Annotated in this window: 14 protein-coding genes; 6 read left to right on the top strand and 8 right to left on the bottom strand. The window is 51.4% G+C overall.

Annotated elements, in window-relative coordinates; all coding sequences use genetic code 11:
- Window positions 1-98: 98 nt before the first annotated feature.
- On the top strand, window positions 99-1,973 hold the full coding sequence (gene htpG, locus GKAS_RS02210; RefSeq protein ID WP_035891840.1) for a molecular chaperone HtpG: 1,875 nt from the start codon (window positions 99-101) through the stop codon (window positions 1,971-1,973).
- 64 nt (window positions 1,974-2,037) lie between these two features.
- Here htpG and GKAS_RS02205 read toward each other — a convergent pair whose 3' ends face one another.
- From GKAS_RS02205 to ulaA, 5 genes are all read right to left on the bottom strand, one after another.
- A complete protein-coding gene (locus GKAS_RS02205) occupies window positions 2,038-3,144 on the bottom strand; it encodes a PTS fructose transporter subunit IIC (RefSeq protein WP_035891838.1) in 1,107 nt (368 codons plus the stop codon).
- A gap of 43 nt (window positions 3,145-3,187) precedes the next feature.
- Entirely contained in the window at window positions 3,188-3,499 is a 312-nt protein-coding gene (locus tag GKAS_RS02200; RefSeq protein WP_035891836.1) for a PTS fructose transporter subunit IIB, read from the bottom strand.
- A 69-nt stretch (window positions 3,500-3,568) separates the two neighbouring features.
- Window positions 3,569-4,033, bottom strand: a complete 465-nt coding sequence (locus tag GKAS_RS02195; protein WP_035891881.1) for a PTS sugar transporter subunit IIA — start codon at window positions 4,031-4,033, stop codon at window positions 3,569-3,571.
- A gap of 137 nt (window positions 4,034-4,170) precedes the next feature.
- Window positions 4,171-4,851, bottom strand: a complete 681-nt coding sequence (gene alsE / locus GKAS_RS02190) for a D-allulose 6-phosphate 3-epimerase (RefSeq protein ID WP_035891834.1) — start codon at window positions 4,849-4,851, stop codon at window positions 4,171-4,173.
- A gap of 23 nt (window positions 4,852-4,874) precedes the next feature.
- Window positions 4,875-6,137 carry a PTS ascorbate transporter subunit IIC gene (ulaA, locus tag GKAS_RS02185; RefSeq protein WP_035891833.1) on the bottom strand — a complete coding sequence of 421 codons (1,263 nt, stop codon included), beginning with the start codon at window positions 6,135-6,137 and terminating at the stop codon, window positions 4,875-4,877.
- A gap of 575 nt (window positions 6,138-6,712) precedes the next feature.
- Between ulaA and adk the strand changes: the two genes are divergently transcribed.
- The 3 genes from adk (at window position 6,713) to GKAS_RS02170 (ending at window position 9,876) form a co-directional block, all read left to right on the top strand.
- A complete protein-coding gene (adk, locus tag GKAS_RS02180) occupies window positions 6,713-7,357 on the top strand; it encodes an adenylate kinase (RefSeq protein WP_035891831.1) in 645 nt (214 codons plus the stop codon).
- 187 nt (window positions 7,358-7,544) lie between these two features.
- Complete coding sequence (gene hemH, locus GKAS_RS02175; RefSeq protein WP_035891830.1) at window positions 7,545-8,507, top strand: ferrochelatase; 963 nt, start codon at window positions 7,545-7,547, stop codon at window positions 8,505-8,507.
- 64 nt (window positions 8,508-8,571) lie between these two features.
- Window positions 8,572-9,876 (top strand): inosine/guanosine kinase, encoded by a 1,305-nt coding sequence (locus GKAS_RS02170; protein WP_035891829.1) that lies wholly within the window; start codon window positions 8,572-8,574, stop codon window positions 9,874-9,876.
- Between the two features lie 121 nt (window positions 9,877-9,997).
- Here GKAS_RS02170 and ybaL read toward each other — a convergent pair whose 3' ends face one another.
- Window positions 9,998-11,674 carry a YbaL family putative K(+) efflux transporter gene (gene ybaL, locus GKAS_RS02165; protein WP_035891827.1) on the bottom strand — a complete coding sequence of 559 codons (1,677 nt, stop codon included), beginning with the start codon at window positions 11,672-11,674 and terminating at the stop codon, window positions 9,998-10,000.
- Between the two features lie 256 nt (window positions 11,675-11,930).
- A complete protein-coding gene (locus GKAS_RS02160) occupies window positions 11,931-13,151 on the bottom strand; it encodes an MFS transporter (protein WP_035891826.1) in 1,221 nt (406 codons plus the stop codon).
- Between the two features lie 310 nt (window positions 13,152-13,461).
- Between GKAS_RS02160 and GKAS_RS24495 the strand changes: the two genes are divergently transcribed.
- Both GKAS_RS24495 and GKAS_RS24490 read left to right on the top strand, forming a co-directional pair.
- On the top strand, window positions 13,462-14,136 hold the full coding sequence (locus GKAS_RS24495) for a tyrosine-type recombinase/integrase (protein ID WP_081918516.1): 675 nt from the start codon (window positions 13,462-13,464) through the stop codon (window positions 14,134-14,136).
- Window positions 14,049-14,615, top strand: a complete 567-nt coding sequence (locus GKAS_RS24490) for a tyrosine-type recombinase/integrase (protein ID WP_081918515.1) — start codon at window positions 14,049-14,051, stop codon at window positions 14,613-14,615. The genes GKAS_RS24495 and GKAS_RS24490 overlap by 88 nt, the downstream gene beginning before the upstream one ends.
- A 249-nt stretch (window positions 14,616-14,864) precedes the next feature.
- Here the strand turns inward: GKAS_RS24490 and GKAS_RS02150 are convergent, their stop codons facing one another.
- A complete protein-coding gene (locus GKAS_RS02150) occupies window positions 14,865-15,308 on the bottom strand; it encodes a YqhG/Tai3 family protein (protein WP_035891825.1) in 444 nt (147 codons plus the stop codon).
- Window positions 15,309-16,115 lie beyond the last annotated feature (807 nt).

The following is a 16,115-nucleotide window of genomic DNA, read 5'->3' as shown; positions in this document are numbered from 1 at the left end:
AGCAGGATTTTCTGCTCTCGCTTGAAATCCGCTACACCCATCCCCATTTTCCTCTCATCGCTTTTTTTACCTTGTAATCAGCATTGAGGTATTTTGCAATGAAAGGACAAGAAACCCGTGGCTTCCAGTCAGAAGTTAAACAGCTTCTGCATCTGATGATCCATTCTCTGTATTCCAATAAAGAAATCTTCCTGCGTGAGCTTATCTCTAACGCTTCAGATGCCGCCGACAAGCTGCGTTTCCGCGCGCTGTCTAACCCGGATCTGTATGAGGGTGACGGTGAACTGCGCGTGCGCGTCTCCTTCGATAAAGATAAGCGTACGTTGACCATTGCCGATAACGGCGTGGGCATGAACCGTGACGAAGTGATTGACCACCTGGGGACTATCGCGAAATCCGGCACCAAAGCTTTCCTCGAGTCCATGGGCTCTGACCAGGCGAAAGACAGCCAGCTTATCGGCCAGTTCGGCGTCGGTTTCTACTCGGCGTTTATCGTCGCGGATAAAGTCACCGTGCGCACCCGTGCGGCGGGCGACAAGCCGGAAAACGGCGTGTTCTGGGAATCTGCCGGTGAAGGTGAATACACCGTAGCGGACATCACCAAAGAAGACCGCGGTACCGAAATTACCCTGCACCTGCGTGAAGACGAAAGCGAGTTCCTCGACGACTGGCGCGTGCGTTCCGTTATCAGCAAATATTCCGACCATATCGCGCTGCCGGTAGAGATCGAAAAACAGGAAGAGAAAGACGGCGAGACCGTGGTTTCCTGGGAGAAGATCAACAAGGCGCAGGCGCTGTGGACGCGTAACAAAGCCGAGCTGAACGACGACGAATACAAAGAGTTCTACAAACATATCGCCCACGACTTTACCGACCCGCTGACCTGGAGCCACAACCGTGTGGAAGGTAAGCAGGAGTACACCAGCCTGCTGTACATCCCGTCGCAGGCGCCGTGGGATATGTGGAACCGTGATCATAAGCACGGCCTGAAGCTGTACGTGCAGCGCGTCTTCATCATGGACGATGCCGAGCAGTTCATGCCGAACTATCTGCGCTTTGTGCGCGGCCTGATAGATTCCAACGATCTGCCGCTGAACGTCTCCCGTGAAATTCTGCAGGACAGCACCGTCACCCGTAACCTGCGTAACGCCCTGACCAAGCGCGTGCTGCAGATGCTGGATAAGCTGGCGAAAGACGATGCTGAGAAATATCAGACCTTCTGGAAACAGTTCGGTCTGGTGCTGAAAGAAGGCCCGGCAGAAGACAACGGCAACCAGGAAGCGATTGCTAAGCTGCTGCGCTTTGCTTCGACTCATACCGACTCTTCTGAGCAGACCGTGTCGCTGGCCGACTACGTGTCCCGCATGAAGGAAGGGCAGGAGAAGATCTACTACATCACCGCCGACAGCTATGCTGCGGCGAAGAGCAGCCCGCACCTCGAGCTGCTGCGTAAGAAAGGCATCGAAGTGCTGCTGCTTTCCGATCGCATCGATGAGTGGATGATGAATTACCTGACCGAATTCGACGGTAAGCCATTCCAGTCCGTTGCCAAAGCCGACGAGTCTATCGACAAGCTGGCGGATGAAGTGGACGAGAGCGCGAAAGAAGCGGAAAAAGCGCTGACGCCATTCATTGAACGCGTAAAAACCCTGCTGGGCGACCGCGTGAAAGAAGTGCGTCTGACTCACCGTCTGACCGACACTCCGGCCATCGTGACGACTGATGCGGATGAAATGAGCACCCAGATGGCGAAACTGTTCGCTGCTGCGGGCCAGGCCGCGCCGGAAGTGAAATACATCTTTGAACTGAACCCTGATCACGTGCTGGTGAAACGCACTGCGGATACCCAGGATGAAGGGCAGTTTAAAGAGTGGGTTGAGCTGCTGCTTGACCAGGCGCTGTTTGCAGAGCGCGGTACGCTGGAAGATCCTAACCAGTTTATCCGCCGCATGAACCAGCTGCTGGTGTCATAAGTCTGATGCACCCGCCCGTAGTTGAGGTTATCCCAAGCTGCGGGCGGGGCTATTACCGCTAGAGTTAACTTATTTTAATATCATCCAAATCGATATCCTCTTCTTCGCAATCGTTATTTGCAATAACCTCGCGAGGGACATCTTTCTTAATCGCAGCATAAATCGTCCCCGTCACCAGTATATTGACGAGCAACGCCATCACGCCCGCCATCGGATGTGACATGGTTGGAATCATCAATACCCCACCGAACGGTACCGTTGCATCAGCGCCATATACCATAGTGACTGCGCCACCGCAGGCCCCGCCGATTGCAGCAGCAGCAATGCCGCGAACAATATCGTTCATGACGATAGGGATAGAACCTTCTACAATATTCACGACGCCCATCGGCACCGCTGATTTTAAGGTTTCGATCTCTTCGTCATTATAGATATTTTTACGTAGTAGTTTGGCAATGAAATAAGCAAGACCAAAGCCGATTGGCGTTGCGGTATTGACTAACTGAAGCGCCGTAATGGGTTCATTGATTCCCTGTGCCTGAAGCGTCAAAACGAAGGCGAAGCACGTTTTATTGAGCGGTCCACCGAAATCCACAATACATAACGCCCCAATAACCGCACCTAAAATTAAGTTAGATGACGTCCCCATACTTCTAAGGAAAGATGTTAATGCATCGGTGAAAATACCAATAGGCGTGCCGATGATATACACCATGATCAGGCAGCTGATAATGGATGCGAAAAAGGGAACGATTAATGTCGGCATTAAACCACGAGCCCAGGCTGGAACCTTGATGTTTTTAATGATGGCGAGCGCAATATATCCCGAAATGTAGCCGCCAATCATACCGCCGATGAAGCCCGCGCTAATCGCATTCGCCGCCAGACCGACGACAAAACCAGGTGCAATACCGGGTTTGCCAGCGATTGAGCCGGAAATACCGATAGCAATAACGACAGGCAACAGTCCAAGAGCTTTCGCACCGAGCGTCGCCAGGACCTGCCATAAATCAAAATGTCCTGGGACTAGCGTATCCTGAACCGTACCGCCAAGCGCCATACCGATAGCAATAATAAAGCCAGCACCGCAGACAATAGGGATCAGGTACGAGATTGCGGTAAGCAGGTGGCCTTTCGGGTTCGCTGCTTTCCAGATTTCTTTGATATTCATAAATCACACCCTTTATTGATATGGGATGAGCAAAGATGAAATGTTATGAATTCACTATTTCACTGAGCTTTTCGATAAGTTTGTTTGGCGATTTCACTGCCGTTTCTGTGGCGACTTTAACAACTCTTTTGCCGGCAAAGCGTTCTTCTCCCGACACTTTCACATCGGCGGCTAACAGAACAATATCGGCCTGCGCAATCTCAGCATCGGTTAATGCGTTTTCGATACCAATCGTACCCTGCGTTTCAATTTTGACATTATGCCCCGCTTTTTTAGCGGCGATTTCAATTTTCTTCTGAGCAATATAAGTATGTGCAATACCGACGGTGCAGGCAGTAACCCCAACAATATTCATGGTTCTTCTCCATAGTGTTTTAATCGCAACAAATTTGCCGTAAACGGCAAGGGTAATGACTAACGTTAATTAAGCGTCAATGCCTTCAGCATTGAAAATATCGATGACTTTTTGAGGATCGTTAACCTTCAGCAATTGTGCGACGATATCTTCATCCGCCAGTGAACCCGAAACTTGAGAGAGTAAGCGGATATGGGTGGCATTTTGATCCACCAGGGTCACCGCGAATAAAATCACGCAGCGCACGTCGCTGTCATCCATGGTTTCCCAAGGGATCCCGTGCTGGGTGCGGCCAATGGCCAGGGCGGTATGGGCTACGCCCGAAGACTTGCCATGTGGGATCGCAATATGGTTTTCAAACCCAGTGGAGCCCTGTGCCTCACGAAGCCAGACGTCGCGAAGAAAATCATCTTTATGAGTAATGGCACCATCTTGAACCAATAAATCCGTTAATTCTTCAACGGCTTCTTCTTTGGTTTTCGCCGTCATATTTAATTTGATGTTTTTAACATTAAGTACAGTTGAGATGTCCATCATTTACCTTCGTTATCAGAGCATGAAATTTGAATAACAGAGTACACACCTCAGTTATGGCGTAATCGCTCTGTTATTAGATTTAAATAATCTGCATTTGAGAAATTGAAATAACGCTTATATCTATAATTAAAGCGTTATGCGGTAACCGTTTCCCGATAGAAAATATCGATCATCTTATCCCATGCCTGGCTGACATCCGCGTGTAAAGAAAATAGGCCCGATGTACCAACGATAAACACGTCGACACCAGATTCAGCAATTTGCCCAAACGTTTTCTCATTACATGAACCATCAATTTCGGTCAGGTAGTGGTAACCGTGCTTTTCACGCATATTGATGAGTTTTTTTATTTTGTTAAGCGACTCCGGTATAAATTTTTGGCCAGCATAACCCGGGTCAACCGACATGACGGTCACTTTATCCAGTAAATGCGCATATTCTGCAATGCTCTCCGCCGGTGTTGCCGGGTTAAGGACCACGCCGCATCTTTTACCCGCATCTTTGATCTGGTTAAGCAGACGGAAAATTTTGTTATTAGCCGTTTCTGGATGGAAGCTAATAATGTCGGCTCCGGCATCGAGGCACATGGGAATGATATCCTCCGGATGGTTCACCATCAGATGAACGTCGATAGGAACCGTGGTGATTTTTTTCAGGTTCTCAATGAAAAAAGGCGAGAGCGTGATATTGCGGACGTAGTTTCCATCCATAATATCAACATGATAAAAATCCGCCTTGCTGTTCATTGCCGTGATTTGCTCTTTGAACAGCGTCAAATCCATACACATCAATGAGGGTGAAAATTTAGCGCCCATAAACCACCTCCGATACAAAATAGTTAGTTAAAAATGGCCATGATGTGACCCAGAATAATGCCTACTACGCCGAAGTCCGCGTCGCCAAACGTGGTGGCGTCCAACCCCATATCACCCATCATTGGCAAAAGAATGGCAGGGAGGAATGAAATCAGCAGGCCATGGGCAAACGCCCCGATAACGGCGCCGCGACGCCCACCGGTAATGTTGCCGTAAACCCCAGCCGTTGCCCCGCAGAAGAAGTGTGGTGCCAGCCCCGGCACGATAACGCTCAAACCGAACAGTGGGCAGAGGAACATACTGACCAGCCCAGCAACAAAGCTTGAGAGGAACCCGACGATGACGGCATTAGGTGCAAACGGGAAGACGGTTGGGCAGTCGAGAGCTGGTTTCGCGTCTTTCACTAATTTGTCCGCAATCCCCTTAAACGCTGGGACTATCTCTGCAATGACCATGCGTACGCCTGCCAGGATGATATAAACACCAGCAGCAAAGGTGAGGGACTGAATAATGGCAAAGATAATGTAGTTTTGGCCCGAGCTCAGCGTCGTCTCGACAAAGGGTTTACCCGCCACGCCCACTAACACCAGGAAAAGAATCATCATGATGAGCGAGATGGATACCGAGGAGTCACGAAGAAAGTTCAGAGACTGAGGTACCTTAATTTCTTCAATGGAAGGGCTTCCCTTGCCGACCACTTTGCCAACCAGTGCAGAAACTAAATAACCGGTGGAGCCAAAATGCCCCAGGGCAAGATCGTCAGTATGCGTAATTTTACGGGTGAACGGTTGCAAAATGGCCGGGGAAATGACCATCATCGCCCCCAGAATGAGCGCGCCGATAGCGACAACCCAGAATCCTGATAACCCGCCTACGGATAAAATAACGGCCAGCATGGCGGCCATGTAGAGGGTGTGATGCCCCGTCAGAAAGATGTATTTTAATGGCGTGAAACGAGCAAGGACGATATTGAAAAGCATCCCTAAAACCATAATCATGGCCGTTGCTGTACCATAATTTTTCTGCGCCAGGGCTGCCATAGCATCGGTATTCGGCACGACGCCCTGGATATGAAACGAATGTTCAAATAGCTGGCTAAAGATGGTTAACGTATAGGCGACAATACCAGCGCCGGCCGTTAAAATAACAAAACCCATTATTGTTTTGAGTGTGCCAGAAATAACGTCTGATATCGATTTTTTTTGCAATAACAGGCCAGCCAGTGAAAATAACCCGACCAGAATTGCCGGTGTTCCTAGTACATCGTAAATAATAAACTGAAGCATAATAAACTCCACGAATCATATAAGAGTTGATTGGTTTTATTTCTAACTTTTCTTTGGTTTATCGTTGCCCAGTAAATTACTTAACCGTACATTATTAATGGCGGCTGAATATTTGTTTAATATGATTCTCACCAGAAAGACTCTGCAAAAAAGAGCAGCGTATCTCCGGTTTTTTCATTGAATCGATAATGTTTATTCCATCGCTGTTAATCTGTTTCTATGCATGCGTTCTCCTGAGGCTTCAATAGGGTGAACTATAAACAGCCAAATAAAATACAACTGTGATCGATCTCGCAGAGTTAGCGCTAACAAACAAAAATGTTAAAAATTGAGTTACCGCTAACTAACCCGCAACAGGCGGATACCTACGAAGGGCCTGGATGAATCAATACGAGAAGACGTTTGGACTGCCCTGGACGAGAAGAGCAGGGATGAGGACATGAAATCGCACCGTGCGTAAAATATCTGACCATTAACCGTTTCAGCCGACCCACCTTCCTTGAGCCAGTGCCGTTCTGGTGGTATCTTTTAGCGCTTTTTAAAAAATATCGACAACCTTTAAGGGGATTTTCGCAATGCGTATCATTCTGCTTGGCGCACCGGGCGCGGGTAAAGGAACTCAGGCACAGTTCATCATGGAGAAATATGGCATTCCGCAAATTTCCACCGGTGATATGCTGCGCGCGGCTGTAAAGTCCGGCAGCGAGCTGGGCAAACAGGCTAAAGACATCATGGACGCAGGCAAACTGGTCACTGATGAACTGGTTATCGCGCTGGTTAAAGAGCGTATCTCTCAGGAAGACTGCCGTAACGGCTTCCTGCTCGATGGCTTCCCACGCACTATCCCGCAGGCAGACGCCATGAAAGAAGCGGGCATCAACGTTGACTACGTTCTGGAATTTGACGTTCCTGACGAACTGATCGTTGACCGTATCATTGGTCGTCGCGTACACGCGGCATCTGGCCGTGTTTACCACATCAAATTCAACCCACCTAAGGTTGAAGGCAAAGATGACGTGACCGGCGAAGATCTGACCACCCGTAAAGACGATCAGGAAGAAACCGTGCGTAAGCGCCTGGTGGAATATCATCAGATGACCGCTCCGCTGATCGGTTACTACTCCAAAGAAGCGCAGGCGGGTAACACCAAGTACGCCAAAGTTGACGGCACCAAAGCCGTAGCTGACGTACGCGCTGAACTGGCGAAGATCCTCGGTTAGTCTCGTCCTTCCGGCACCGAGCGTGCCGGATGGCGGCGTGAACGCCTTGTCTGGCCTACATTATACCGTAGGCCGGATAAGCGCAGCGCCATCAGGTAAATTCTCCCTCTACCTCTCGCAGCAATTAGTTTTTCTTCCTCACTTTTCCGCTACAATTATCAACAATTTGAATCGATAAGAGGCGGTAATGCATCATAGTAAACCTGGTATTCTGCTGGTAAACCTCGGCACCCCCGATGCTCCAACGCCTGAAGCGATTAAACGCTATCTGACCCAGTTTTTAAGCGATACGCGCGTCGTCGATACGCCTCGTCTGCTGTGGTGGCCGCTGTTGCGCGGCGTCATTCTGCCGATTCGTGCGCCGCGGGTCGCCAAACTCTATCAATCCGTATGGATGGAAGAGGGCTCACCGTTGATGGTGTATAGCCGCCGCCAGCAGCGCGCGCTTGCCGCCCGTCTGCCTGATATCCCGGTAGTACTGGGGATGAGCTACGGTACGCCGTCGCTGCAAAGCGGTGTCGATGAACTGCTGGCGCAGGGCGTTGACCATCTCATCGTGCTGCCGCTGTATCCGCAATATTCTTGCTCGACGGTGGCGGCGGTGTGGGACGAACTGGCGCGAATTCTGGCAACCAAACGGGCAATCCCGAGCGTTTCGTTTATTCGCGACTACGCTACCGATCATGGCTATATTCAAGCGCTGGCCGCCAGCGCCCGCGCGTCGTTTGCCTGTCACGGCGAACCGGACGTGCTGCTGCTCTCCTATCATGGTATTCCGCAACGTTTCGCCAATGAAGGTGACGACTATCCTCAGCGCTGTCGCGATACCACCCGCGAGCTGGTCTCCGCGCTTGGCATCTCACCGGATAAGGTGATGATGACCTTCCAGTCGCGCTTTGGCCGCGAACCGTGGCTGACGCCTTACACCGATGAGACGCTGAAAATGCTTGGTGAGAAGGGCGTGAAGCACATTCAGGTGATGTGCCCGGGCTTCTCTGCCGACTGTCTGGAAACGCTGGAAGAAATTGCGGTGCAGAACCGTGAGGTGTTCATCGAAGCCGGTGGGCAGCAGTATGAATACATTCCGGCGTTGAATGACGACGAGGCGCATATCTCCATGATGGTGAATCTGACCGCGCGGTATACCTGATCGCAAGCAGGCGGAGGAGTGTGCTACTATTCCCCGCCTGTTAACAGCCATTCCAGAAATCACCATGAAATTTCCCGGTAAACGCAAATCCAAACACTATTTTCCGGTGGACGCTCGCGATCCGCTGCTGAAACAGATTCAACCTGAAAGTGAAACCAGTGCCTCCTGGGTTGTCGGTATCGACCAGACGCTGGTTGATATTGAGGCCAAAGTCGATGATGCGTTTATTGCGCGCTATGGCCTGAGCGCCGGGCATTCGCTGGTGATTGAAGATGATGTGGCGGAAGCGTTGTATCAGGAGCTGGTACGCGAAAAGCTGATCACCCATCAGTTTGCCGGTGGCACCATCGGCAATACCATGCACAACTACTCGGTACTGGCGGATGACCGCTCGGTGCTGCTGGGCGTGATGTGCAGCAACATCGAAATCGGTGGCTACGCCTATCGCTACCTGTGCAACACCTCAAGCCGTACCGACCTCAACTACCTGCAAGGTGTCGATGGCCCCATTGGCCGCTGCTTTACCCTTATCAGCGATTCCGGCGAACGTACCTTCGCCATCAGCCCGGGCCATATGAACAAGCTGCGCGCGGAAAGCGTGCCTGAATCGGTGATTGCCGGTGCCTCTGCTCTGGTGCTGACATCGTATCTGGTGCGCTGTAAGCCGGGTGAACCGATGCCTGAGGCGACCATGCAGGCTATCGCCTATGCGAAGAAATATGACGTGCCGGTGGTGCTGACGCTGGGAACGAAATTCGTGATCGCCGAGAGTCCGGAGTGGTGGCAGAGCTTTATCAAAGAGCACGTGTCGATTCTGGCGATGAACGAAGAAGAGGCGGAAGCGCTGACTGGCTTAGGCGATCCGCTTCAGGCGTCTGATAAAGCGCTGGATTGGGTGGATCTGGTGCTGTGTACCGCCGGACCAACCGGGCTGTATATGGCTGGCTTTACCGAAAATGAAGCTAAACGCAAAACGCAGCACCCGCTGTTGCCGGGGGCGATAGCCGAATTTAACCAGTACGAATTCAGCCGCGCGGTGCGCTTTAAAGATTGTCAGGAGCCGCTGCGCATTTACTCGCACATCGCGCCGTTTATGGGCGGCCCTGAGAAGATCATGAACACCAACGGCGCGGGCGATGGCGCGCTGGCCGCGCTGCTGCACGACATTACGGCGAATGCGTATCATCGTTCGAACGTGCCAAACTCCAGCAAGCACCAGCATAACTGGCTGACCTACTCGTCGCTGGCGCAGGTGTGTAAGTATGCAAACCGGGTAAGCTATCAGGTACTGAACCAGCACTCACCGCGCCTGACGCGCGGTCTGCCGGAGAAAGAAGATAGCCTCGAAGAGGCGTACTGGGAACGGTAAGATTATTATTCAGGCCTACGCAAACGTGTAGGCCTGATAAGCGTAGCGCCATCAGGCAATATCGGCGCACATTGCCGGATGGCGGCTTCGCCTTATCCGGCCTACGATAGAGCGACGAGTATTATCCGCTAACCGCCTCACTCAACGGCGGGTCGCTCAACAACCCCAGCATCGTTTTAGCAATTTCACGCTCACCCATCACCACTTCATTGGCTCCACGCTCGCTGATATACGCCACTTCATCGTCGTAGTGCGCGCGGGCGATAATCTCAAGGTCCGGGCATTTCTCACGGGCGCTGGCGACAATTTCTCCGGCTTCGTAGCCGTTTGGAATGGTCAGCAGCAGCCAGCGCGCGCAGTCCAGATGCGCCAGGTTCATAATCTCTTCATTGGCCGCATTGCCCAGCACCGCACGAATGCCGCGCTCGCGCAGTTCGTCGACGCGGGTACGCGATGTTTCAATCACCACCAGGGGAATGCCCTGCGCCATCAGCTTCTCGCCCAGCAGGCTGCCAACGCGGCCGTAGCCGACCAGCAGCGCGTGGTTACAGATATCCACCGGGATTTGCTTCTCGTCTTCCAGCGCCTCTTCCAGCGTCTGTTCCTCAAGGGTTTCCGTTCTCTCGAGGTATTTTTCGAGCACTGAGAACAGCACCGGGTTGAGCATAATGGAGAGGATAGCGCCAGCGAGCACCAGGTTCTGCCCGGATTGCGGCAGCAGCCCCAGCGCCATGCCAAGACCGGCAAGGATAAAGGCGAATTCACCAATCTGCGCCAGGCTGGTGGCGATGGTCAGCGCCGTGCGCTGCGAGTGGCCAAACAGGCGCACCAGGCCGAAGGCTGCCAGCGATTTACCGAAGATAATGATGGCAAGCGTTGCCAGCACGGCCAACGGCTGTTCAATGAGGATCAGCGGGTCAAACAGCATCCCTACGGAGACAAAGAACAGCACCGCGAACGCATCGCGCAGCGGCAGCGTATCGTGGGCAGCACGATGGCTCAACTCAGACTCGTTCAGCACCATCCCGGCGAAGAACGCGCCCAGGGCGAAGGAGACATCAAACAGCTCAACCGCGCCGAAGGCAATCCCCAGCGCCAGCGCCAGTACCGAGAGGGTAAACAGTTCACGAGAGCCGGTGGCGGCGCTGCGGGAAAGGATCCACGGCACCAGACGGCGGCCAACCAGCATCATAATGGCGATAAACGCCACTACTTTGCCGATGGTGATTGCCATATCGACAGCCAGTGAGGCAAACCCGATATTCTCTTTTTCCATCATCCCGGCGACGGCTGGCAGCAGGACCAGCGTCAGCACCATCACCAGATCTTCAACAATTAGCCAGCCAATGGCGATTTGCCCGCGCTGACTATCGATAAGCTGTCGTTCCTCCAACGCGCGCAGCAGCACCACGGTACTGGCGGTGGAGAGACATAGACCAAAGACGATACCGGTCATGATTGACCAGCCTAAGAAGGTGGAGAGCAGCATGCCGAGCAGCGTCGCGACGGCTATCTGCGCAATCGCCCCGGGGATGGCTATCGACTTTACCGCCATCAGATCCTTGAGCGAGAAATGGAGACCCACGCCAAACATCAGCAGAATAACGCCTAATTCCGCCAGTTCAGGGGCCAGTTTGGTATCAGCGACAAATCCTGGAGTAAACGGTCCGGCCAGTACGCCCGCTAACAAATATCCTACCAGTGGAGAGATTCTTAACTTATTGGCAATCATGCCAAGGAAAAAAGCGAGCACAAGGCCACCAACAATGGTGGTGATTAGCGGTGTGGCGTGATGCATTCCGTCTCCTTTCGTCGTGATGCGTGGTCCCATTTTTGGCGCAGAATGCCGAAACAGCCTGAAAACCAAAAAGCCTCGTAATAGTTTATGACAATTTCGGTCATTTTGTTTGTGAATAATTCTTGAATTTAACTAAAAAATTGATTTTTTAGGAGTAGATGGCACAAAAGAGAAAATGGAATACGTAAAGTCAGAGAGGACGTGTGCTTGCGGGGAGGAAGACGGCAGCCAAAATAAAGGTTTGGCTGCCTGGAAATCAGTGTTTCTGGCGGTTATCAGGTAGGAATATGGTCAACATCCCAATAAGCGGCAGGAAAGCACATATTTTATAAACCAGGTCGATACTGGTGTGGTCCGCAATCAGCCCGAGAACCGCGGCACCAAGGCCACCCATCCCAAAGGCGAAACCGAAGAACAGCCCAGAAACCATACCGATACGCCCCGGTAACAGCTCTTGTGCGTACACCAGAATGGCGGAAAACGCCGACGCGAGGATAAATCCAATGATCACCGTCAGAATACCCGTCCACCAGAGCGTTGCGTAGGGTAAAAGGAGAGTGAACGGTGCAACGCCGAGGATAGAGCCCCAAATAACATATTTACGCCCAATCTTATCGCCCACAGGCCCGCCAATTACGGTCCCCGCGGCAACCGCAAACAGGAAGGCAAAGAGGTGAATCTGGGCATTTTGTACCGATAATCCGAATTTTTGCATCAGATAAAAGGTGTAGTAGCTGCTAATACTCGCCATATAGAAGTATTTCGAGAAAATCAGCATCAGCAGGATGAAAACGGCGAGCACAACTTTGTTTTTCGGCAGCGGGTTAACGATAACCGCTTTCGGTTTGCCTTTCGCTAAACGATGCTGAGCAGCATACCAGCGGCTAACCTGCGCCAGCACGACAATCGCCAGCAGCGCAGCCAGTACGAACCAGGCCACGTTACCTTTGCCGTATGGGGCGATGATTACCGCCGCCAGCAATGGCCCCAGCGAGCTGCCGAAGTTGCCGCCCACCTGGAAGATGGACTGCGCCAGCCCGTGGCGTCCGCCGGAGGCCATGCGGGCCACGCGGGAAGACTCCGGGTGGAATACCGAAGAGCCGGTACCGACGAGTGCGGCGGCCAGCAGTACGGTGCCAAAGCTACCCGCGAGCGCCAGCAGTACCAGGCCGCTGAGGGTAAAGCACATACCCACCGGCAGTGACCACGGCATCGAGCGCTTATCGGTAATGTAACCGATGACCGGCTGGAACAGTGATGAGGTAAGCTGGAAGGTCAGGGTTATCATCCCAATCTGCACGAAGCTTAGCGAAAATTCCGCCTGCAACAGCGGATAAATCGCCAGGATCAACGACTGAATCATATCGTTGAGCAGATGGGAGAGGCTGATCGCTCCCAGAATACCAAATGAAGTACGACCCTTTTGCGAAGACGCAGATGGGCCAGGCCGCGTAGGGCTGGTTTCAGAAATTGCCATAGATTCCACTTGTAATTTGTAGTGCGATGTTGGGGGAAAACGCTTTAATAATAATTATCAGACTAAGATACCTGCCTACGACGTTTGAAGGAAGTCTCATTTCTGAAAACAAATTAATCATTTAAAATCAATTCTCTTGTCGTCTATCAAAGACCACTTCCCCTTTTGCCGCCTGCCTTTCTTGCCTCTTTTCGTTCTACCAACGCCGCACTATTTCCACAGAAATCTAACCCTATTTGGGGGTATTTTGCGGGGCATTGCTGGTTAACATTCGAACGATACCCCCAAAAGCGAAGCTTACAGTAAAAAAATTGAATCAACAAAGCCTGGCGACAAGCCCTTCAAAGTCTCGGATGGTGCCGGGCTTTACCTGCTAATAAACCCCGGTGGCTCTAAGCTCTGGCGTTTAAAGTACAGGTTAGCAGGCAAAGAAAAAAACTTTTCGATCGGAAAGTTTCCCTATGTGAGCCTGGCAGATGCGCGCGCTGCAGCTACTGAAGCCCGAAAGAAAATCTCTGAGGATTCCGATCCAGTTATCGCCAGGCGCCGGGATGAGGCTCCGGACCATTCCGGCACGTTCGAAGCTGTCGCACTGGAGTGGTATCGACGTAAAGCCAAAAAATGGGGGCCGGAGTACGCAAAGGCAATTTTAAGTAAGTTGGAGGGGGAGGTGTTCCCGGTCGTGGGACATCTACCGATCGGTGATGTTCGCCCCGCGGCGCTGCTTAAAATTATGCACAAGGTTGAAGATTACGCCCCGTCCACGGCCGCGAAAATGCGCCGTTGGTGCAATGATATATTCAATTACGCGATCGTCACGGAGCGTGCATTTGCAAACCCGGCCAGCGCGCTGGGTGTTGCAATGGATGGCTATAAAAAAGCCATTACCCATTTTTATTGCCACCTGAGATCCCGGAGTTCTTCCGTGAACTGGAAACTTTCAAAGAAAGCAGCCCGATGTCTTATCGCGCGCTGCGGCTGCTAATGTACGTAGCACTTCGCCCAGCGGAAGAAAGCGAGGGGGAATGGTCGGAGATTGATCTTGATGCGGCTACGTGGGAGCTCCCTGCTGGGAGAATAAAAAAAAGGCGGCCACACATTGTGCCGCTTCCCCGCCAGGCGGTTGATCTGTTGAGTGAAATTCGCGAGGACACAGGCGATCACCGCTACATATTCCCGAATTATCGGAACAGAACGCAGCCTATGACTTCCACGACGGTGTTACAGCTGATTTATCGCATGGGGTATACAACGCGCGTCAGTTCGCACGGCTGGCGCCATACCTTCAGCACGGTGCTAAACGAGCGGGGCTATAACCGTGACTGGATAGAGCTGCAGATAGCACACGTCGACGGAAATAGCGTGCGCGGAACGTATAACGTCGCGCAGTACATAGACGGCCGCCGTGAAATGATGCAATGGTACGCCGACTACCTGGACGAACTCCGGGCCTCAGTGTTATAGGGGCTAAATAGATTCTGAAAACGGCAAGAATGCCGCATGCTCGTTAGATTGTCTGCGGACACCCTTTCATTATGAAATCCCTTTATTTCAGGATGTTCATAATGAAAAAATAGTCGTTTGTTTTATTGGGGTATTGATGCTATTTCGCCGAACGATGGGCGTTGTATGTTGTTGTGCGAAACCCCGCCAATTTTGAGCGGGGTTTTTGCTTTCCGGCGATACGACATGTCATGTCGTCGCCCGGTAAACTTAGCGCCGCTCCAGATTGCGCGTGTATTGCAAGCTAGTGACCGATTGCACTTTCCATGAGCCGTTTTCCTCAACCATACAGTCACTGACGATGTGGCTTTGTTTTTCACCAAATGCCACGTAGACGTTCACACAGACGGGATCTGTATCCCCTGCAATGGCGGTCACATGGCTGGGCCAATCCTCGCCGATGTCCTGCGCCTTGAGGAAAAAGTCTGCAGAATAGAAAGCACCGTCGTAATCAGGATCTTGAGTTCGTCGAAGTTTCCGCATAGTCGCAGCGGTGACGTATTTATCAATGGTTTTTCCGTCTGTGATCGGAAAAATGTTCTGATCAATTTGAGTCACATACCATTTATTGAATGCAACAGCCTGGCTGACGGGGTCGGAAGCATCCGCCATCATTGAAGTTGAAATTAAAAACAAAAGCAGTAATTTTTTCATCAATTATGCCTGTATATAGTAATAGCGGGCTGTAGTTCTCTGTATCGTGGACCGGGATATAGACTGCGTTGTACGAAATCGGAGTACCATGTGCCCGTTCCGTCGTAAATGCACGCGTGCCCGTATTGGTTTGGGCCTGGCAGAGCATCTATGACCGCCACGTCACCTTCAAGCAGGGTGCCGTATGCTCTGGTAAAACCGGCGTTCTCAAGTGATCTCGCGAAATTGTTAGCGTTGGCACCTTCAATTCTTACTCCACCAGCTCGAATTGCTGCTGCTACTGCTCGGGCGCAATAGCCCCGGCTTTGTTGGCTCGCGTGAGTCCTTGCATAAGACACTGCAGCGTGCTTATTCCATGACATAAATTTCCCTTATTAATAGAGCAAGTGAAGGGAAACATTACGCCAAGAGTTAATTATTAATTGTATTTAATGGTTTCGTTAGATTAACCATCATATGCGTTGTGAATGTGTATGAAAATACAATAAATATTAATGATGTAATTATTTAAATATCTGGAAAATTTTCCGCAAATCCTACCAGTAACTTCTCACGGTCGGAGTCTTGTTAAATCAGACTGATGGAACTTGCAGAAAAAGAAAGTCATTTTTTTGCTTCCTACCCCGATGCTTTCGGGGTTTTTTATTCGAATATGCGCCCGCCCAATCACGTGCAAATCATCTTATCGTACATGGGCGAGGTGCTATCACTGTAAGGTCTATACATGCCGCATACGTCGAATTGGTGGGGGTTAATGCTGGAGTTGTACCGCTCGCATAAAACCTCGTTTGATATTTTTCTGTTGGT

It is taken from the genome of Kluyvera ascorbata ATCC 33433, from assembly GCF_000735365.1.
Lineage (GTDB): Bacteria > Pseudomonadota > Gammaproteobacteria > Enterobacterales > Enterobacteriaceae > Kluyvera > Kluyvera ascorbata.
The sequence above is the reverse complement of the archived record's forward strand: the minus strand, read 5'-3'. Positions and strand labels throughout refer to the sequence as shown.